Here is a 19,398-nt window from a genome sequence, read left to right as displayed (position 1 = left end):
TCACCGGACGGGCTGGTTGAAGTAACCGAGCTGGACCTGCGGCAGATCCTGCCGCAGGCGGCCGACAAACACGCGCATCCCCATGGCGGGGGAAGACGAAAGGGGCATGTGCGCGAGGTATTGCTGCGGATCGATGCAGAGGTTCTTCAGGTGGATGAAGTTCAGATCCGTCGCCCGCACCATTTCCTCCAAGGCCTCCAACTCCGCCTCCTGATCGGTGATGCCCGGAAAGACCAGATAGTTGATCATCGTGTAGAGCCCGGCGGCGCGGGAGAGGCGGATGCTTTCAACCACGTCGGCGAACCTGTAGCCCTTCGGGCGGTAATAGGCCTCGTAGAAATCCGCCCGCGCGCTGTTCAGGCTGATGCGAATCGAATCCAGGCCGCAGCCGATCACGTGACGCACCCGCTCAGGCCAGCTCCCGTTCGTATTCAGGTTGATCGTCCCCTTCCCCGTCAGCCGGCGGATTTGAACGATGCTCTCACCCATCAGGCGGTATTCCGTCAAGGGCTCCCCTTCGCACCCCTGCCCAAAACTCATGATCGCCTCGCGCGCCGCCTGCAGGTGCCGCACAGCGAGCGCGACGACTTCGGCCGGATCCGGCCTGAAGGAAAGCCGCTCGTGCGAGGCCTCGGTAAACCCCTCCGGCTGAAAAGAAAGACACCCGAGGCAGGCGGCATTGCATGAGCGGCTCACCGGCAGCGGGGCCTCCCATCGGCCGAGGAAGAGGTTCTTGGCGGCAAAACAGTGATTCTTGGTGGCGCACTGGACGAGATGCCGCGCGAGAGGCCCTAGGCCGTGCTCCCGGCGGTACGTCTTGACAGCCGGCAGCAGATCGTCATCGTCGTAGTAGCGGGGATCCCATTTGTGATTGTACTCGATCTGGAAACCGGCCGCCCAGTACCGGTCCTCCAGAGAGCCCACCGCCGTATAGGCCCACATCGGCAGGGTGTAATCCTTGCTGCGATAGTCCGCCGCAGGCAGGTGGCTGCGGACCCAGCCCGGTTCCAGAAAAACGGCCACGGCGCAGACGGGCTCCAGGCCCATGGCTGTTTCCTCCTCCAGAACGAGTTCCGTTCGGCCTGTCTCCGGGTCGAGCCCTATGGGAGGGCAGCCCGGGATAAAGAACAATTTGCTGAATTCGGGCATTTCGGTAAGGGCTTCCGCCTCGAGCGGGTAGGGGCCTTGGCCTGAGAAGCCGACCATCCGGAGATAAGGGTGTTCGTAGATATTGCCCGATGCATCCGCGTAAAGCATGAAAGGCAGGTCCTGAAGCCTTTCATGCGACCCCGTTGCACTCTTCTCAAATACCCCCAATCTCGACCCCCACCTGAACCATCTGCTGCACCCGCCTATTGAACGATCTGCTCCGGTTCCCGCAGGGCGCGCCTCCCGTCGCCTTTTCAAGCCTCCGCCAGGGCAACGGGTCCAACACCCAGGCCTGTGAACCGTGTGCGCATCTCGACGTTCATTTGATCAACGCCGCGATCTCATAAAGTCCCGCTGGAGCGACACAGCGGCAACCCACAAAAATCGGCCCCCATTGAATCCGCCCGAAGAGATCACACCGAACCGGCGCATCCGCTGATAAATGGATCGTTCCCGGATGGACACGGCTCTCCTGTCGATCCGGGAACGAGGACATTTCTTCACACCCTCCGGGTGCTCAGTCCCACCCCTGCGGAGTGGGTCCCTATTTTTACAATATCAAGGAGGTCAATCGTTTCCGCAGAGGCGACCTGCACGTCGCCGGAAAAGCAACCGTGCGGATCAACCCCGAGATTGACCAATAAGACCCTTTCCGGATGGAAACAAGTCTAGCATCGATCCCACTGGATCTCAAATCATATGCGGTTGACCCGCCCCATTTTTCCTTTTAATATATTTTATTTATGCGTTTGTAAAAACCATCTCTCAGCAGGAGCGCCCTCTCTGAAGCCACGAAACACACACGACGCCACGAACCACGCCTCGGGCACACCGGACGCCCGTCAAGAAAAATCAGCGCCCGACCGTCCCGGTGCCCCGGCCGCCGGGCAGCAGTTCAGGCTCGTCAAATTCTTCGCCTACGCCAGCTTCGTCGTCCTGATGCTTTTCAGCTTCCCCTTATCGGTGGTCATCTCGCGGCAGGCCAAGGACATTTTGATGCAAAGCTACGAGAACTACGCACGGCTGTTGGGGCAGAATCTGGATCACCAGGTATTCCAGAATTTCGTTCTCCCGGTGACAGGCCGCTATGGGATGATTCGGCTCAGGGAGCAAAAACAGAATGAGTGGATGGACCGGATCGTCCGCAATACCATCCACAGCTTCAAGATCGATCTCGTCAACATCTACGACATAGGCAAAGGGGTGATCGCCTACAGCACCGACACACGCCTCCTGGGGAAAAAGGCCCATGAAAGCCTCGGCTACCAAAGGGCCGTCCTCGGTGAAACCACATCGGGGCTGATTTCAGAAGGAGACGACCTGTGGGGTCTCGGAATCGAGATCTTCGGTGGAGAAAAAAAGCTTCGAACCTACATCCCTTTCCGGGGCGCGGACCCGTTCACCGGCGACAAGGGGTACGTTCTCGGCGTTTTCGAGCTGATCCAGGACCTGTCGGAGGAATACGAGTCTATCGTGCGGTTTCAGTACCTGGTGTTCGGTCTCTCGATCCTGATTATGGGGTTGATCTTCGTCGTGCTGCTGCTGATCGTACGCAAGGCGGAGAACATCCTCCAGGAGCGGACGCGCCAGCAGCGTGAACTGGAGTCCCAGTTGAACCAGGCCGAACGGTTGGCCGCCCTCGGCCAGATGGTCGCGGGGGTCTCCCACGAGATCCGAAATCCCCTGGGCATCATCCGCAGCACAGCGGAGTTTCTGGGCGGCATGCCCGAGATCCGTGAGCATCAAAAGATGCTTTGCGGTGTCATCGTGGAGGAGTCCAGCCGTCTCAACAATATCGTCACGGAGTTCTTGGATTTTGCACGCCCCCAGACCCCCAGGCTCCGTGAAATTCAACTCGAAGACATCCTCCGCAAAAACCTGGTCTTCCTGTCGCCCGAATTCGAGAAACACGGCATCCGTGTGCAACACGATCTGGACGGCCGGGCCTTGCCGCTCAAGGCCGACTCTGACCTGCTCTACAGGGCCTTTTTGAACATCTTCATCAATGCCGTCCAGGCCATGGAACAAGGGGGGGAGATGCGGGTCCATGCTGGCGTCGAAGACGGCTACTACCGCCTCGACATCGAGGACACCGGCTGCGGGATCAGCGAAGAGAACCTGGCCCGCATCTTCGACCCGTTTTTCACCTGCAAGGACCGGGGCTCCGGGCTCGGACTCTCCATTGTGCGAAACATCATCGAGGGGCACCAGGGAACCATCGCGATCGAAAGCAAGGAGGGGAGCGGCACCCGCGTAACCATCAGACTGCCCAGGGAGCCCCTGTGAACATGAACGGGAAAAAGCGAAAGGGTTTATTCTCATGCAAACCATTCTGATCGTCGATGACGAAAAGAATTATCTGGTCGTCATGGAGGCCTTGCTGGCCTCCGAAGGCTACGAAATCATCACGGCCCAAAATGGATTCGATGCCGTCCGGCTGATCGAGGAATCCGATCTGGATCTCCTGGTCACCGACATGAAGATGCCGGGGATGAGCGGCATGGAACTCCTCGAAGCGGCCAAAAAGATTCAGCCTGACCTCCCCGTGATCATGATGACGGCCTACGGGACGATCGAAATGGCCGTGGAGGCCATGAAAAAACAAGCTTATGATTATATCACGAAGCCATTCGAGAACGAACAGCTCAAACTGACCGTCAAGAAGGCCCTCGAAAACCATCGGCTCATCAAGCAGAACCGGTTTCTCACGAAAGCCCTGTCAGACCGCTTCCGCTACGGAAATATCATCGGCAAGAGCAAGGTTATGCTCAAGGTCTATGACCTGATCGAAAAGGTCTCGCATTCCAGGGCATCCGTGTTGATCAGCGGACCCTCCGGAACCGGCAAGGAGTTGATCGCCAAGGCCATTCACTATGGAAGCCCGCGAAAAGATCTCCCTTTCGTCTCGATCAACTGCGGCGCCCTAACGGAAACGCTGCTTGAAAGCGAACTGTTCGGCCATGAAAAAGGCGCCTTTACCGGGGCCGTCGCCATGCGCAAAGGACGGTTCGAGGTTGCCGACGGCGGGACCCTCTTCCTCGACGAGGTGGGTGATATGCCGGCCTCCCTTCAGGTAAAGCTCCTGCGGGTCCTGCAGGAGATGGAATTCGAACGGGTCGGCGGAACCAAAACCATCAAGGTGGATGTGCGGGTGATTTCCGCCTCGAACCGGAATATCAAAGACGACGTTGCGGAGGGCATCTTCAGGGAAGATCTTTTCTACCGGCTGAATGTCATCAACATCGAGGTGCCCCCGCTCAGAGAAAGGCTTGACGACATCCCGCTGCTGGTAAAGCATTTTATTGAAAAATATCGCGAAAACGCATCCGAGAAACCCGTGGAGCTGAGCCCGGAGGTCTGGAAGATCTTTTACACGTACTCATGGCCCGGGAATGTCCGGCAGCTCGAAAACGTGATCGAACGGGCGGTGATCCTGAACCCGGGACGGTTGATCATCTTGGACGACCTGCCGCAGGAGATGGTGGAGGCCGAGACCGAACTCGATATAGACCGCTTCATACCACCAAACACCTCTCTTACGGAGGCCCTCGAAACCATTGAAGAAAAAATGATCCGGCGTGCACTGGAGCGGTGCGGAAACGTTCAGTCCCACGCCGCAAAAATGCTCGGGATTACCAAGAGTCTGATCCAGCACAAGATGAAGAAATACCAGATATCCCTATAACAGTTCAAAATCTTGTACTGAAATTTATCTTGTATTATTGATCCATTACGCGACAAAAACTCCAGAAGCCCAAAACCGAGTACAAAATTTTGTACCTTTCACGCCTTTTGCTGAGGGCGAGGGGACAAGGTGCGCAACAGAATAATATAATAATTTCAATATATTGCTAATTTTTTCGGATCTCGGGGATAGTTTGGCAAGCATATTGCAGATTATAAATATCAAAAATCACTCTTTCCTCCTGAAAACCAGCCGCTCTTTGAGCGGCTGGTTTTTTTCGGGCATGATCAACCCGCGGCGTTTACCGTTACTTTTGCAGAGAAATCAGAAGGTTCATCCATTCGATTCCGATACGGTCTCCCTGAAATAGCGGATGGTCCTGGACAAACCTTCCCCGAGTTGGGTCCTCGGGCGCCATCCAAGGCGTTCCATCGCCAGTCTGATGTCCGGCCGCCGCTGCAAAGGGTCATCGGAGGGCCGCGGTTCGTAAACGAACGTTGACGAACTTCCGGTCAGGCGGACGATTTGCTCGGCGAGTTCCCTGATCGAAAACTCGTCTGGATTCCCGAGGTTCACCGGCCCGGTCAGATCATCGGGCGCGGCCATCAGGCGCATCAACCCCTCGATCAGATCGTCCACGAAGCAGAACGAACGGGTCTGCAGTCCATCTCCATACAGGGTGATAGGCTTCCCGCTCAAGGCCTGGACGATGAAATTGCTGACGACGCGGCCGTCGTTGGGGTGCATTCGAGGGCCGTAGGTATTGAAGATCCTTGCCACACGTATGTTGACGCCGTTCTGCCGATGGTAGTCGAAAAAGAGGGTTTCGGCGCACCGCTTGCCCTCGTCGTAACAGGCCCGCCGCCCGATGGGATTCACATGCCCCCAATACGTCTCGTGCTGCGGATGCTCCTGCGGGTCTCCGTACACCTCGCTCGTGGATGCCTGCAGGATCTTCGCCTTGACGCGCTTGGCCAATCCGAGCATGTTGATAGCGCCCATCACGCTTGTCTTGACCGTTTTGACAGGATTGTACTGATAGTGAACCGGGGAAGCCGGACAGGCGAGGTTGTAGATCTCGTCCACTTCGAGCAGGATGGGCTGCACGAGATCGTGGCGGAGCAGTTCGAAATTGGGCCTGCCGAGCAAGTGCGCGACGTTCCGTTTGGAGCCCGTGAAAAAATTGTCGAGGCAGAGGACATCATGGCCCTCCGCCATCAGACGCTCGCAAAGATGGGAACCCAGGAAACCGGCCCCGCCCGTAATCAGTATTCTTTTCTGCGAGTGGCGCATCCATTCTCCCTGTCAACTGCAAGCCTGAGGCCCCGCCTCTAGAGGTCTTCCCTGCTAAAATCCTCTTCCGCGTGTTTTCCCGCCGGTCTCCGCCCTTCACGAAAGGCGTTCGAATTCTCGCAAAGCGTCACTCAAAAACAGGCAAAGCCCCCCATAGGCTTGGAAACGAACTGACGCCGGTACGATGCCGAAAGACCTTTGCCCGGCAAAAACCTCAGATAAAATGGGTGAGCGGCGGCTTGCCGATCGCGTACACATTGAAGCCCATCTCGAAAAGGCGGCAATGGTCCAGGATATTCCTTCCGTCAAAGATGAACGCGGGCTTTCCCATGGAACGAAAGATCCGATCGTAATCGAGGTCCGCATAAAGACCCCACTCCGTCAGGACCGCGATGGCATCCGAACCTGCTGCGGCCGCGTAGGGATCCTCTTCGTATCGGACATCACCGTCGACATCCCGCAGATCGAGCCGCGCCTGCCGGATCGCCTTCGGGTCGGAAATCACCAGTCTCGCGCGTTCCTCCAGCAGCTTGCGGGCCACGAATATGGCGGGGCTTTCCCGGGTGTCACCGGTGTTGGCCTTGAAGGCGAAGCCGAACAGGGTGACCTGCTTGCCCGCCAGCGTGTTGAACATGGCCCTGAGCATATTCAGCACGAACCGGTCCTTCTGATAATCATTGATGCGCAGCACCCCCAGCCAGTAATCCGCCACCTCCTCCAGACCGTATGAACGGCACAGATACACCAGATTGAGGATGTCCTTCTTGAAGCAGGAGCCGCCGAATCCCACGCTCGCATTCAAAAACTTCGGACCGATGCGCCGGTCCATCCCAACGGCCTCGGCCACCTCGACCACATCCGCATCGGTACGTTCGCACAGCGCGCTGATGGCGTTGATCGAGGAAATCCGCTGGGCCAGAAAGGCATTCGCCACAAGCTTCGACAGTTCGCTGCTCCAGACGTTGGAGGTGAGTATGCGCTCCCGCGGCACCCAGTGGGCATAAAGCCTTACCAGTTCATCCCGGGCTCGGACCCCCTCCGGCGTTTCGGCAGATCCGATGAGAACCCTGTCCGGGTCCTCCAGGTCCTTGATCGCCGTCCCTTCGGCCAGAAATTCAGGGTTCGAAAGGACATCGAATCGGACGGGGTGCCGAGTCGTATTGAGGATCCGCTCCATGGCCTTGGCGGTCTTGACGGGGAGGGTGCTTTTTTCGACGATGATCTTCGGCGATTCCGCATAGCGCATGATCTCGCGCGCCGTCTTTTCCCAGTACTGCAGATCCGCCGCCATGCCCGCACCCGCCCCGAACTGTTTGGTGGGTGTGTTGACGCTTACAAAGATGATATCCGCTTCCCGGATGCCGTTCGGCATATCGGTGCTGAAGAACAGGTTGCGGCCCCGCGCCGCTTTGACCACCTCATCGAGCCCGGGCTCATAGATGGGCAGCTCGGCCGCATTCCACTGCGCAATCTTCTCGGCATCGATGTCCACCACGGTCACGCGGTAGCCGGGGCAGCGATTTGCGATCACGGCCATGGTGGGCCCGCCCACATAGCCGGCGCCGATACAGAGGATGCTCTTCTCAAAGGTCATACCATCACCTTTTCGCTGAATCACGTTCAAGTCGAAGACAGGCGGCGTTGCGGCGGTTTGGAGAAGGCTTTTGCACAGGAAAGAACCCGCCTCACCGAGATTTAGTGGACCCGCGCCGTTTTGTCAATCGGTATCAGCCCGTTCGGTCTTCCGCTTGTGCTGGCCTGTGTACCAATCCACCTGGCGGCAGATCCCGCGGATGATCCGGACATCCCGCGCACGCAGCGGCATCCGCGAAAGAAAGCGGCGGATATTGATCATCCAGTGCTCCGGATTCTGGCGGTCAATGAAGCCGATCTTGGTCAACACCGTCTTGAGGTGATCGTACATCCCCTCGAGTTCGAAGCGGTCGGCCAGGCGGGGCAAAGCCTCATGCGGGGCCTCGGCGGAAGCCAGGAATAGTTCATAGCAGATCACCATCACGGCCTGAGCCAGATTCAACGAGGAAAACGAGGCGGTCGGGATGGTGACGATGGTGTGGCACTGCCGCAGATGTTCATTCGAAAGGCCTCTGTCCTCGGGCCCAAACAGAATGGCGACCCGGTTCTCGCAGGTAATCGGGATCAGCGACTGCGCGAGTCCCCGCGGCTCCATCAAAGCCGGACGCAGCGTGCCGGTGCGGGCGGTCGTACCCACAACAAACTCGAAAGGCCCCACCGCTTCGCCGAAATCCTCCAGGACGTCCATCTCCTCGATCACATCGATCGAAGGGCCGGTGGCGGTCTTGAGGACCCTTGACAAGTCGCAGTTCTTGGGGTTGACCACCGTCAACCGTGACAGGCCCATATTGTGCATGGCGCGGGCGACCGAACCGATATTTTCCGGGATGTGGGGCTCTACCAGAACGATCCCGACTCGATCAAGCCTTACGCGGTCCGCCATCCTCAAGAATCCTCAAGATCTTGGCCATCAGTTCATCGCTGTCGAAGGCGAACTCGACGGTCCCCTTCTCCACCTCGAAGTAGATCAGAAAACAGCCGTGTTCGGCCGCCACATCCTCCAGCATCAACCTGAAGCGGACCGCTTCGGGGTGATCCGCGTCGTCGACCTCCTCCGAAAACAGATCGACCTCAATGACGCCATAAGACTCCATAGGCTCACCTTTTGTATTGCATCCAGAAAATCAGGGTTCCAAGGGCGATGATGCCAGCCCCCACCCTGAAAATCCAATCGAAAGAAAACCAGTCGATGAAGAATCCCCCCAATACGGGCCCCGCAAGCATGCCGAGGCTGTGCGCCAACGCCAGGAGCCCCATCAGGCTCCCCATCGCCCGGGCCGCACGGCCTTCGATCACCCCCAGGGCCATCACCGGCGGGAAGGCGATCCCGCCGGCCAGACCGAAGAGGCTGTTGGCCAACACAAGCCCCCAGAAAGTCGAGGCCTCGCTCAGGAAAAGCATCGCGCCGGCGCCCATGACCCCGCCTATGCCGACCATAAGCCCTTTGCTGATCCGGTCCGCAAGATATCCCATAGGGGCCTGGCAAAGGGCAGCGACCAGCACGTTCACCATGACGACGAAACCGATGGCGGAGCTCGAAAGCCCGAGGCGGGTCCCGGCGCCGAGCGGCAGAAAGGTCCAGGTGATCCCGATCGCGGTCGTAAAGGTCGCCCTGAACAGGAAAAGCGCGCGCACCGCCGGACGCTTCAAAAGGGTCGAATACCCGTGTCCGACCGGACGCTCGGACCCTGATTTCGCTGCGGCAGCTTCCTTCGTCCGGCTGCTCTTCTCGCGCGGCAGGAGAATCAGGCTCAACAGGAACCCGAACAGGGCAAGGGCCCCCATGCTGAGAAAAGACACATCGATACCCGCCCAATCCCTCAGCACTCCGCCGAGCACCGGGCCTGCGCTCAAACCGAAGTAGAGGGCGATATTGAACACGCCCATCATCCGGCCTTCCCAGCCCGAAGGGGTCATGTCGCCTACATAGGCCTGGGCCACCGGCAGCACCATGGCTGAAGCAAACCCCTGTGCAAGCCGGATCGCGATCAGCGACCAGACCCCCTCCGTAGCCGTAAATGCGAGCGAGACGAGGAAATATCCGAACAAACCGATTACAATGAAGGGCTTGCGTCCCCGGCGATCCGACCACTTGCCGAAATAAGGGACGAACAGGCTCCGCGTCAGGGAAAAAGAGCCGAAAATCAAGCCGATCTCGAGTGCTTCGGCACCGAGTTCGTGGGCGTAAACCGGCAGGAGCGGCGCCACTAGACCCGCCCCCATGGTGGTCACGAAAACAGCGGAAAACAGGGTCAGGAATATTCTGAAAGGGAAGACCATCCACCCACAGCGTTTCTTTGAAAGGATAAAAACCAGTCATGGGATCGTCCACGAATTGGACCGTACGAAGCACTCTCCGGGGGAAACAGGGCTGCTTGCCGGAAAGCACACGGGGTGAACCGCGCCTCCTGCCTGCCGGAATCCTTGCAGTATAAACGATCCGCCAAAGGATTCAAGGTCATAGAAGAAAATTGCCGATTGCAAAAGCCATGTTATTTTTATATCATTTTAGTTTATTTTGAAGTTAGACCTCATCCATCCGGAAATGGTTCATCCGGCACCAGCCCGTTTCCAGTCCGGAAACAGGGTTGCTTTTCGGTTGACAGGATGATCCCGGCGGAGCAATCACCGATGCAGACAAAACGAAACAATATCCTGGATCATGTTGGACAAACGCCCCTCATCCCGGTCCACCGCCTGAATCCCAGCAGATCCGTCGAAGTCCTGGCCAAACTCGAGTACTTCAACCCCGGCGGGTCCATCAAGGACCGGCCGGCCTTGTACATGATCGAAGAGGCCGAGAGGAGCGGGGACCTTACCCGGGACAAAATCATCCTGGAGGCGACCAGCGGCAATACGGGAATCGGCCTCGCCATGGTCGCCGCCGTCAAAGGCTACCGCATTCTTCTGAGCATGTCGGAGTCCGTCAGCGAAGAGCGGGTCAAGATCCTCAAGGCCTTCGGGGCGGAAATCAAATTCACGCCGGCCCACATGGGAACCGACGGGGCGATCGAATACGTCTACAACCTCATGCGCGAGGCCCCTGACAAATATTGGCTGGCGGACCAGTTCAACAACGAAAACAACTGGAAGGCACACTACGTGGGGACCGCCCTCGAAATCTGGGAGCAGACCGGAGGGCAGGTGAGCGCGATCGTCGCGACCATGGGTACCAGCGGAACGCTGATGGGGCTTGCAAAACGTTACGCAGAGATGGCGCCCCATGTCTCCATCGTAGGGGTGGAGCCTTACATGGGGCACAAGATTCAGGGCCTCAAGAATATGAAGGAGTCCTACCAGCCTGGAATCTTCGACAAACGGATTCTGAGCCGCATCGAAAACGTGGACGATGAGGAGGCCTTCGAGACCGCACGGCAGCTTGCCCGTAAAGAAGGCATGCTCGTCGGCATGAGTTCCGGCGCCGCCATGGCGGTCGCCCTGCGCATCGCCCGTGAAATGACCGAAGGAAAGATCGTGGTCCTCCTGCCGGACGGCGGCGAACGGTATCTCAGCACCGCGCTTTTCACCGCCAAGAAGCGCTCGGGGCTCCACATCTACAACACCTTCAGCCGCCGCAAGGAAGAGCTGATCCCTATCGAGGAAAACCACGTCAAGATGTACTGCTGCGGCCCGACGCTCTGCCAGTACATCCACCTCGGACACGCCCGGCGCTTTCTTTTCGCAGATCTCCTGCGGCGTTACCTGGGCTTCAAGGGGTACCGTGTCACCCTGGTGACGAACCTGACGGACCTCGACGACCGCACGATCCAGGGCGCCGAGAAGGCCGGCGTACCCTTGAAGGACTTTACCGAGGGTTTCAATCGCGCTTTTATGGAGGATATCGAACGCCTCGGCATCGAGCCCGCCACGGTTTACCCCAAGGCCAGCGAGCACGTCGAGGAGATGATCGACCTTGCGCGGAGACTGCTTCAGAAAGGCTATGCCTACGAAAAGTTCCGCTCGATCTACTTCGACATCTCCCGCTTCAAGCCTTACGGGAACCTCTCGCACATCGACCTGACGAAGATCCGGGTGGGCAAGACCGTGGATCTCGACAATTACGAGAAAGACAACCCACGGGATTTCACCCTTCTCAAGCGCGCCACCCTGAGCGCCCTCAAACGGGGGATCTTCTACCAGACCCAGTGGGGGAACGTCCTGCCGAGCTGGCACCTCGAGTGCTCCGCTATGGCCATGAAGTACCTCGGGCCCACCTACGACATCCACACGAGCGGCATCGAACTGATCTTCCCGCACCACGAAAACGCCATCGCCATCAGCCAGGCCCTGACCAACCAGCCGCCGGCCAACTACTGGGTGCACCATGAAAACGTCCTGGTCAACGGCAGGCGCACCTCCAAGGCCGCCGATGCGGAGGGGCTCACACTGCGGGAGATCTTCGAACGGGGGTACAGCGGCAGGGACATCCGATACCTGATCCTCAGCCGGCACCACCGGAAGCCCATCGTCTTCTCCTGGATGAAGCTGAATGCGGCCCGCAGCACCATCGCGCGGCTCGACGGATTCGTCCAGCGGCTCCACAAGTGCCCCGACGGCCGCAGCGAGCCCGAAGCGGACCAGATCGTGTACGACCTGCGCCACGGTTTTACCGAAGCCCTGGACGACGATCTGAATGTCGCAGCCGCCCTTGCGGCCCTTTTTCAATTCATCCGCCGCGTCAACGGACTCCTGGACCGCAACATGCTCGCCAAAGCGGACAAACAGAAATTTCTGGAAATCCTCACGGCCGTCAACGGCGTCCTCGGCGTATTAAACCTCGAACCCGCCGCACTCGAAGGCGAAATCGAAGCATCGATCCACGCCAGAGAGGAGGCGCGCCGAAGAAAGGACTGGGAAACAGCCGACCGCATCCGCGACCGGCTCAAAGAGCGTGGCATCGAGCTCCTGGACACCCCCGAAGGGACGATCTGGCAGCGCACCTCGACAACAGGCCCCGGCAAGGCCTGAGAAATACTCGCCCGAGAGGCCTGGTGCTCTAGCGCCATCACAAAGCGGGGGCCATCGGGTCCCCGCTCAATTCTGCACAATCAGGCGAATCCGTTTCCAATCCGGAAAGAAGGGCTTTTTATTTACACACCACAAAAAACGGGACCTGTCAAGGTCCCGTAAGTGCTTGAAATATGGCGGAGAGAGAGGGATTCGAACCCTCGGTGGGGCTTGACACCCCACACTCGCTTAGCAGGCGAGCGCCTTCAGCCGACTCGGCCATCTCTCCGTGTGCCTGTGCCGCCTCGACAGTCAAGGCCGCACCGAACGCTGCCAGGAAGGAGTGGCGGAGGGAGTAGGATTCGAACCCACGGCCCCTTTCGGGACAGCGGTTTTCAAGACCGCCGCCTTAAACCACTCGGCCATCCCTCCGGCCAACAAGTTTTTTTTATAACATCTGATCAGGCAATAGTCAAAAATTTTTCCCGGAACGAGGCTCCCTAACTGGCCGGTGACGGCAGGTCTCGCAGCCTGCTCAGTTTTCCAACCTTGCGGGCCGCTGCACAACACGACTATTCGGCCCGGTCCGGCTTCTCGCCAGCCCGTTCGATGTCCGCCTTGGCGGTCAACTCCCCGGCATAGGCTACCAGGGCCTTCTGAATCTTTTCCTCTTTCAAAAATTCCTTGATCCGATCCTTGACCTCATCGAAAGAAACCTTGGAGGCAGGAATCTTCTCGGCAGAGCGAATGAGATGATAGCCAAACTGCGTTTCGACAATCCCGCTCACGTTGCCGGGCTCGAGGGCAAACGCCGCTTCGGAAAAGGGCTTCACCATCTTGTCCGCAGGGAAGGGGCCAAGATCGCCGCCATTCGCCGCGCTGGGGCATTCGGAGACCTCTTTGGCCAGCGCCCCGAAATCCTCGCCCTTTTTCAGCCTCTCCTGGACTGCCTCGAGCTTCTTGCGGGCGGCGGCCTTGGTTTCCTCATCGGCATCGGCAGGAACTTTAATCAGGATATGACTCGCCCGGACCATTTCAGGTTTTTCAAAATACTGAGGATTCTCATCATAATAGGCCTTGGCCTCGGCATCCGTAACCTCTATTTTCTGCACCACTTCTTTCTCCAGCAAGGCCTGAATGGTCATTTTCCGTTTCGTCATGCGGGTCATCTCTTCCTCGGAAAACCCCATTTTACTCATCTGCGCCTCAGCCTCTTTTTCATCGGCGAACTGCTTTTTGAAACTGCTCAGACTCTCAGCAGCGGCCTCATCGGAAACCTCGAGTTTCTGCCTCTGGGCCTCCTGAAAAAAGAGTTCCCACGCGATCAGTTGCTCGAGCATGTTCTTTCTGAGCGCATCCATCTGATCCTTGCCTACGGGTCTTCCCATCTGCGTGAGACGATCGCTTACGATGGTCATTTCCTGCTCAAGTTCCTTCTCCGTGATGGCCACGCCGTTGACCTTGGCCACGATCTCCTTGCCCTTGTCGGCCGCATCTCCGTTTCCTTTCGATGCCTCCTCGGCCGCCCATGAACATACGCCTCCGGCCGACAGCAAAAAACCCACCAGCAGACCCAACACCCATTGTTTCACTCGCCACGTTCGCATGCACTTATTCTCCTTCGTCAGTTTGTAAATCATTCCCCATCGTTGCGTTGGAGCGCCCTATTTCCTCCAGGGGCGAAAAAAATAAAACCCCTTCGGGGTCCTGGAATCATGGATGCCTCCGAGGCATGAGCAGGATTCCGGAAAGGCCTTCCACCATCGGGGCATTCCCTTTTAAGATATCTGATTTCACAACCGCCAGCAAGATGTAATTCCGATTCCAGAAACATGGGAACCCACTTGATTGTTTTGGTCCCTATTCGGTTTCGCAGGAGGAAGAAAACGGCTCCGATCATTTATAGGCTGGTGTCCATCCAAAATAGATTTCCCGGTAGAATTCAGTTTCCAGGCCGGAAATGAGGATTTTTCTTTACACCCTGCGCGTGCTCAGTCCCACCCCTGCGGGGCGGGTCCCGGTTTCATCACACCTCTCTGGTGCTCAGTCCCACCGCTTCACCGCGGTTCCCGGTTTTTTTACACGCTGCGTGTGCTCGGTTCCCCCGCCGGGACGGGTACCAGTTCGGCCGATATCAAGGAAATCTAGCGTGCGGCGGCGACCTGGTGGTCGCCGCGCACAAGCATACATGCAGATTGACGCCGAGATTGGCCAAAAAGACCATTTCCGGGTGGAAACCAGGTTATCGGAGGAAATATCGGTCCGGTGACGCCCCTTCTTTACAGAGAAGAGCGTCTCTGATAGATTGCCTTGAACCGGAAACTCTTCAAGAGGAAGGACGGCGTTGTGGATCGATGCCGAAGCGCACTGCAATTTTCCATTCCCAATGACCATTTTTTTGTTTTCGGAGGCATCCAATGACAAAACGGGCATGTTTGCTTTCTCTCATCGGAACAGTTCTCCTGACCATGACGTTCATCCAAGGGGTTTATGCGCAGGACACCCTGAAAATGAGCACGACCACCAGTACGGAAAACAGCGGCTTGCTGGATTTGCTGCTGCCGGAATTCACACGCGAAACGGGCATCGAGGTCAGAGTTCTCGCCAAAGGAACCGGCGCCGCGCTGCGGGACGGGATGGACGGAAACGTGGACATCGTCTTCGTGCATGACAAACCGCGCGAGGAGCAGTTTGTAGCCGATGGCTTCGGGGCCTACCGGTTGGCGGTGATGCACAACGACTTCGTCATCCTGGGTCCGGCAAACGATCCTGCCGGAATCAAGGGCATCACCGAGGCCTCAGCCGCCATGAAAAAGATCTATGAGAGCCGTTCAAAGTGGATTTCAAGAGGAGATGACAGCGGCACCCATGCAAAAGAACAGCTCCTTTGGAAGGCGGCAGGCATTCCCCTGACCACTGCTAAACGGGATGTCGACCTTTCTGGAAAAAGCAGGACGATCACTCAGGCCGAACCGGCCTCACCCGCAGGCTGGTACATCTCCATCGGTCAAGGGATGGGCAAGACGCTGACCTTCACTGAAGAAAAGCAGGCTTACACCCTGACGGATCGCGGGACCTTTCTCCAATACAAATACGGCCGGGATCAGGGGCTGGATTTAGAAATCCTGTGCGAAGGAGACCCGGCGCTCTTCAACCCTTACGGGATCATCCCCGTCAGCCCGGTGAAACACCCCCATGTTCGATTCGAATCCGCGGAACGCCTGGCGAAATGGCTGGTCTCCCCGCGCGGGCAGCAGTTGATCGGAGAATACCGGATCCAGGGCCGCCAGGCCTTTTTCCCGGATGCCGTCGCCTCCAAGCCGTAAGATCTTGTTGAACGGCCGTTTCCCCCTTCGGAGCATCGCCTTCCATGGAGTTTCTGAGCGACAGCATCGCGTCGGCCTGCCGGCTCATCTGGGATCTGGACCCGGAACTCCTTGCCATCGTGGTGCTCTCTCTGGAAGTCAGCTGTCTTTCCACGGCATTGGCCGGTATTGCGGGCGTCCCGGCGGGAATCCTCATCGCCTTGAACGACTTTCCGGGGAAACGGCTCTGCATCACGATCTGCAATACCCTTCTGGCCCTCCCGACGGTCGTCGTGGGGCTCTTCGCCTATGCCTTCATTTCGAGGAAAGGGGTATTGGGTGCGTATGATCTGCTCTATACGCCTGCCGCGATCGTCATCGGCCAGACCATCCTCCTTTTCCCCGTGATCACCACCTTCGTTCTGTCGGCGGTGGCGCGGCTCGACGACCGGTACCGCAAGACCGCCCTGACCTTGGGTGCCGGCCCCGTGCGCCTCGCCGGCACCATCATACGCGAAAGCCGTTTCGGCATCATGGCGGCCTTCATTCTGGCCTTCGGCCGCGTCATTGCCGAGGTCGGCATCAGCATGATGCTCGGTGGGAACGTGAAAGGCTACACCCGGACCATCACTACGGCCATGGCCCTGGAATACGACAAGGGCGAATTCACCCTGAGCGTGGCCCTGGGGATGGTGCTTCTGGCCGTGAGCTTTTCCGTCAATATCCTTTTTCACGCCATCCAGGGCAGATCGAGGGTCTGAGCACATGCCATACCAGATCTCCGGCTTGATCAGGAGAGCAGGTCCGCGGAAGATCCTGGATATTTCCGATCTCATGCTCGAAAAAGGGCGCATCACCGCCATTATGGGGCCAAACGGCGCAGGTAAGACCACCCTCCTCGAGACCCTGGCCTTTCTGGAAACCCCATCCAGCGGGGATATGCTGTTCGACAGCGCACCCGTTCCATGGTGGTCCTCCAGGGCCTTGAGGCGTCTGCGCCGCAAGGTGGTGCTGGTTCAACAGCATCCCATCCTCTTTACGACAACGGTCTTCAAGAATATCGAATACCCCCTGGCTGTAAGGAAGACCCCGGCTTCCATACGCCATAAACGGGTTGAAGAACTCCTCGACATCGTCGACATGAAACCCTTCCGGTCCTCCAAAGCCCACCGTCTTTCAGGAGGGGAAACCCAGCGCGTCGCCATTGCCCGGGCGCTCGCGTGCAATCCGGAGGTGATCCTTCTGGACGAGCCGACCGCCAACGTCGACCGGGAACACGAAGGACAGATCGAGGGCCTGATTGAAACCATCAATCACACCAGAGGGATTACGGTGGTCTTTGCGAGCCACAATCTCGATCAAAGTGCGCGGCTCGCTGATCGAACGGTTTTTCTCCACCAGGGCCGGGTGATCCATGCCGCCTATGAAAACGTTTTTCGCGCGGAGACAACGCCCGAGGGCAAGGCCGCGCTTATCGGGGAATCGGGCAGGCGCATCGCTATGCACCTGCCCGGACAATCCTCTCCCGGCTCCCGCTATATCGCCATCGATCCCCGCGCCCTGAAGATCGCGGATCACACACCTGACGCAACGTCCCACACCGAATTACAAGGCAAGGTGGTGGAGCTGCGCCTCGAGAAGGGCAGGGTAAGCGCCCTGGTGGACGCCGGTCTCCTGCTGACGGTATGGATGGACGAGAGTGCGTTTCGACAATCGAACATTCACATCGGGGGCGCCGTTTCGGTCGTCCTCGCACCGTCCGGGATCGAATGGCTTTAGCGGTCCGCCGCAGACCCTTCTGCTCGACCTGGTTTCCACCCGGAGGCGGCGTTTCCGCACAGACACCCTCAGAAACAGCGAGGTCCACAAACCATGATCTTCACACCGCTTGATGCCCGACATCTCGAGGCGCTGGGCGCCCTTCTGGAGCCCGGGTCGCTCTCCACCGGGGAGTCCAATCTGGACCTCCACGCCTGCGACCAATCCCATCACCTGCGTTGCCGGCCCGAAGCCGTGGTTTGGCCGAACCGGGCCGAGGAGGTCTCGAAGATCCTTCGCTACGCCCATGAGCACCAGATACCGGTCACAGGCTGGGGGTCCGGGTCGAGCCTCGAAGGAAACCCTATTCCCGTCTCGAAGGGCATCGTCATCGACTTCAGCCGGATGAACCGGATCCTGAACATCCGGGCGCAGGACTTTCAGGCGGATGTCGAACCCGGGGTCATTTACCAGGACCTCAATCAAAAACTGCGGCACTGCGGAATCTTTTTCCCACCGGACCCCGGCGCCCGGGCGACCCTCGGGGGCATGATCGCCAACAATGCCAGTGGAACACGCACCGTGCGGTACGGCTCTACCAAGGACTACGTACTGCGACTGAAGATCGCACTGGCCGGCGGGGAGATCATCGAGGTCGGCAACCGCGCCTCCAAGAGTTCCTCGGGCTATGACCTGCTGCACCTGTTCATCGGGTCCGAAGGCACCCTCGGTTTGGTCGTGGAGGCAACCGTGCGCCTTGTCGGAATCCCGGCGGAACGTTCGGCCGTGATCGCCACCTTCGACTCGGCAGCCTCGGCCGGCAAGGCGGTCTTCGAAATCATGCGCGGCGGTCTCGACCCGGCGGCGCTCGAATTGCTCAGCCCTGAATGCATCCGGCTGATCAACCGTGAAAAATCCCTCGCTCTGAAGGAACGACCCACCCTTTTCATGGAGTTCAGCGGCCCCTCGAAAAATCAGCTCGCCGAAATCCTCGAGATAGTGCACTCCATCGCAGATGAAACCCATTGTCAGGAGTTTCGATCCGGGCTCGGGAAAGAGGAGTGGGACACCCTCTTCAAGGCCAGGCACGAGCTGGGAGAAATGATTATCCGCAACCATCCCGGCCGAGGTTTTCTGACAACCGACGTGGCCGTGCCGATCTCCACCTTTCCTGAAGTACTGGACTTCGCCGCGGCGGCATCCCAAACCCTCACCCTGCCCTTTTACATCTTCGGCCATGCGGGGGATGGCAACATCCACATGGCGATGATGGGCAGACTCGGTGATGCGGCCGACTGGGAAGCCATCGAGGCGGTGAACCGGAGGCTTGTCCTGAAGGCCATTTCGGTCGGTGGCACCGCCACCGGTGAACATGGCGTCGGCATCGGAAAGCGGCAGTTCATGGAAATGGAGCACGGCACCAGCCTCGCCTGGATGAAGCGGGTCAAAGACCTGTTCGACCCGAACGGGATCCTCAACCCGGGCAAGATCTTCCCCGTGCCCTGAAGCCGCCTCCCCGCGCCGACCTTTCTTTCTTGACGTGACCACCTTTTATCGCTATCTTTTGAGCTACATGGTTTTAGATTATTCATTTTTAAAGACAAATCGTGCACGTCCAGACACGATTTCGGGCATCGCAACCTTTCCGGAAACAGAGCCTCATCGTCC

General features: G+C 58.3%; 15 protein-coding genes and 2 tRNA genes. 7 read left to right on the top strand and 10 right to left on the bottom strand.

What is annotated here, in order from left to right:
• On the bottom strand, positions 1-1,317 hold the full coding sequence (locus H567_RS24210; protein ID WP_153306137.1) for a radical SAM family protein: 1,317 nt from the start codon (positions 1,315-1,317) through the stop codon (positions 1-3).
• An 828-nt stretch (positions 1,318-2,145) separates the two neighbouring features.
• Here H567_RS24210 and H567_RS24205 point away from each other — a divergent pair.
• Both H567_RS24205 and H567_RS0109985 read left to right on the top strand, forming a co-directional pair.
• On the top strand, positions 2,146-3,435 hold the full coding sequence (locus tag H567_RS24205; protein ID WP_161626596.1) for an ATP-binding protein: 1,290 nt from the start codon (positions 2,146-2,148) through the stop codon (positions 3,433-3,435).
• A gap of 34 nt (positions 3,436-3,469) precedes the next feature.
• Positions 3,470-4,834 carry a sigma-54-dependent transcriptional regulator gene (locus H567_RS0109985; protein WP_028321294.1) on the top strand — a complete coding sequence of 455 codons (1,365 nt, stop codon included), beginning with the start codon at positions 3,470-3,472 and terminating at the stop codon, positions 4,832-4,834.
• Between the two features lie 333 nt (positions 4,835-5,167).
• On the opposite strand, the gene H567_RS0109980 is transcribed toward H567_RS0109985, so the two are convergent.
• From H567_RS0109980 to H567_RS0109960, 5 genes are all read right to left on the bottom strand, one after another.
• On the bottom strand, positions 5,168-6,127 hold the full coding sequence (locus tag H567_RS0109980; protein WP_028321293.1) for a UDP-glucuronic acid decarboxylase family protein: 960 nt from the start codon (positions 6,125-6,127) through the stop codon (positions 5,168-5,170).
• A 214-nt stretch (positions 6,128-6,341) separates the two neighbouring features.
• A complete protein-coding gene (locus H567_RS0109975) occupies positions 6,342-7,721 on the bottom strand; it encodes a nucleotide sugar dehydrogenase (RefSeq protein ID WP_028321292.1) in 1,380 nt (459 codons plus the stop codon).
• A 123-nt stretch (positions 7,722-7,844) separates the two neighbouring features.
• A complete protein-coding gene (locus H567_RS0109970) occupies positions 7,845-8,603 on the bottom strand; it encodes an RNA methyltransferase (protein ID WP_028321291.1) in 759 nt (252 codons plus the stop codon).
• Complete coding sequence (locus tag H567_RS0109965) at positions 8,581-8,814, bottom strand: hypothetical protein (protein ID WP_028321290.1); 234 nt, start codon at positions 8,812-8,814, stop codon at positions 8,581-8,583. The genes H567_RS0109970 and H567_RS0109965 overlap by 23 nt, the downstream gene beginning before the upstream one ends.
• 4 nt (positions 8,815-8,818) lie before the next feature.
• Positions 8,819-10,000 carry an MFS transporter gene (locus tag H567_RS0109960; RefSeq protein WP_035254001.1) on the bottom strand — a complete coding sequence of 394 codons (1,182 nt, stop codon included), beginning with the start codon at positions 9,998-10,000 and terminating at the stop codon, positions 8,819-8,821.
• Between the two features lie 351 nt (positions 10,001-10,351).
• On the opposite strand from H567_RS0109960, the gene cysS reads away from it, so the two are divergent.
• Positions 10,352-12,688 (top strand): cysteine--tRNA ligase, encoded by a 2,337-nt coding sequence (cysS, locus tag H567_RS0109955; RefSeq protein ID WP_028321288.1) that lies wholly within the window; start codon positions 10,352-10,354, stop codon positions 12,686-12,688.
• A 174-nt stretch (positions 12,689-12,862) separates the two neighbouring features.
• Here the strand turns inward: cysS and H567_RS0109950 are convergent.
• The 4 genes from H567_RS0109950 to H567_RS29835 all read right to left on the bottom strand — a co-directional run bounded on the left by H567_RS0109950 (position 12,863) and on the right by H567_RS29835 (position 15,116).
• Positions 12,863-12,956: transfer RNA gene (locus H567_RS0109950), tRNA-Ser, on the bottom strand.
• Positions 12,957-13,011: 55 nt separating this feature from the next.
• Positions 13,012-13,099: transfer RNA gene (locus H567_RS0109945), tRNA-Ser, on the bottom strand.
• A 140-nt stretch (positions 13,100-13,239) separates the two neighbouring features.
• Positions 13,240-14,274 carry a peptidylprolyl isomerase gene (locus tag H567_RS24200; protein ID WP_161626595.1) on the bottom strand — a complete coding sequence of 345 codons (1,035 nt, stop codon included), beginning with the start codon at positions 14,272-14,274 and terminating at the stop codon, positions 13,240-13,242.
• A gap of 719 nt (positions 14,275-14,993) precedes the next feature.
• Positions 14,994-15,116: a hypothetical protein gene (locus H567_RS29835; protein WP_279614984.1), complete on the bottom strand. Its 123-nt coding sequence runs from the start codon at positions 15,114-15,116 to the stop codon at positions 14,994-14,996.
• Positions 15,117-15,135: 19 nt separating this feature from the next.
• Here H567_RS29835 and H567_RS0109935 point away from each other — a divergent pair, with 19 nt between their 5' ends.
• The 4 genes from H567_RS0109935 (at position 15,136) to H567_RS0109920 (ending at position 19,236) form a co-directional block, all read left to right on the top strand.
• Positions 15,136-15,993: an ABC transporter substrate-binding protein gene (locus H567_RS0109935; protein WP_244155456.1), complete on the top strand. Its 858-nt coding sequence runs from the start codon at positions 15,136-15,138 to the stop codon at positions 15,991-15,993.
• Positions 15,994-16,037: 44 nt separating this feature from the next.
• On the top strand, positions 16,038-16,733 hold the full coding sequence (locus H567_RS0109930) for an ABC transporter permease (RefSeq protein WP_028321286.1): 696 nt from the start codon (positions 16,038-16,040) through the stop codon (positions 16,731-16,733).
• A gap of 4 nt (positions 16,734-16,737) precedes the next feature.
• On the top strand, positions 16,738-17,751 hold the full coding sequence (locus tag H567_RS27140) for an ABC transporter ATP-binding protein (RefSeq protein WP_051184692.1): 1,014 nt from the start codon (positions 16,738-16,740) through the stop codon (positions 17,749-17,751).
• Between the two features lie 93 nt (positions 17,752-17,844).
• Positions 17,845-19,236: an FAD-binding oxidoreductase gene (locus tag H567_RS0109920; protein WP_035253998.1), complete on the top strand. Its 1,392-nt coding sequence runs from the start codon at positions 17,845-17,847 to the stop codon at positions 19,234-19,236.
• The last annotated feature ends 162 nt before the right edge of the window (positions 19,237-19,398 follow it).

It is taken from the genome of Desulfatiglans anilini DSM 4660, assembly GCF_000422285.1.
Classification (GTDB): domain Bacteria; phylum Desulfobacterota; class DSM-4660; order Desulfatiglandales; family Desulfatiglandaceae; genus Desulfatiglans; species Desulfatiglans anilini.
The sequence above is the reverse complement of the archived record's forward strand: the minus strand, read 5'-3'. Positions and strand labels throughout refer to the sequence as shown.

What these genes read in the sequence shown, in the direction of transcription:
- H567_RS24205 (WP_161626596.1), top strand. Translation starts at nt 2,146, where the DNA reads ATGCAAAGCTACGAGAACTACGCACGGCTGTTGGGGCAGAATCTGGAT.
- H567_RS0109985 (WP_028321294.1), top strand. Translation starts at nt 3,470, where the DNA reads ATGCAAACCATTCTGATCGTCGATGACGAAAAGAATTATCTGGTCGTC.
- H567_RS0109980 (WP_028321293.1), bottom strand. Translation starts at nt 6,127, where the DNA reads ATGCGCCACTCGCAGAAAAGAATACTGATTACGGGCGGGGCCGGTTTC.
- H567_RS0109975 (WP_028321292.1), bottom strand. Translation starts at nt 7,721, where the DNA reads ATGACCTTTGAGAAGAGCATCCTCTGTATCGGCGCCGGCTATGTGGGC.
- H567_RS0109970 (WP_028321291.1), bottom strand. Translation starts at nt 8,603, where the DNA reads ATGGCGGACCGCGTAAGGCTTGATCGAGTCGGGATCGTTCTGGTAGAG.
- H567_RS0109965 (WP_028321290.1), bottom strand. Translation starts at nt 8,814, where the DNA reads ATGGAGTCTTATGGCGTCATTGAGGTCGATCTGTTTTCGGAGGAGGTC.
- H567_RS0109960 (WP_035254001.1), bottom strand. Translation starts at nt 10,000, where the DNA reads ATGGTCTTCCCTTTCAGAATATTCCTGACCCTGTTTTCCGCTGTTTTC.
- cysS (WP_028321288.1), top strand. Translation starts at nt 10,352, where the DNA reads ATGCAGACAAAACGAAACAATATCCTGGATCATGTTGGACAAACGCCC.
- H567_RS24200 (WP_161626595.1), bottom strand. Translation starts at nt 14,274, where the DNA reads ATGCGAACGTGGCGAGTGAAACAATGGGTGTTGGGTCTGCTGGTGGGT.
- H567_RS29835 (WP_279614984.1), bottom strand. Translation starts at nt 15,116, where the DNA reads ATGAGAGAAAGCAAACATGCCCGTTTTGTCATTGGATGCCTCCGAAAA.
- H567_RS0109935 (WP_244155456.1), top strand. Translation starts at nt 15,136, where the DNA reads ATGACGTTCATCCAAGGGGTTTATGCGCAGGACACCCTGAAAATGAGC.
- H567_RS0109930 (WP_028321286.1), top strand. Translation starts at nt 16,038, where the DNA reads ATGGAGTTTCTGAGCGACAGCATCGCGTCGGCCTGCCGGCTCATCTGG.
- H567_RS27140 (WP_051184692.1), top strand. Translation starts at nt 16,738, where the DNA reads ATGCCATACCAGATCTCCGGCTTGATCAGGAGAGCAGGTCCGCGGAAG.
- H567_RS0109920 (WP_035253998.1), top strand. Translation starts at nt 17,845, where the DNA reads ATGATCTTCACACCGCTTGATGCCCGACATCTCGAGGCGCTGGGCGCC.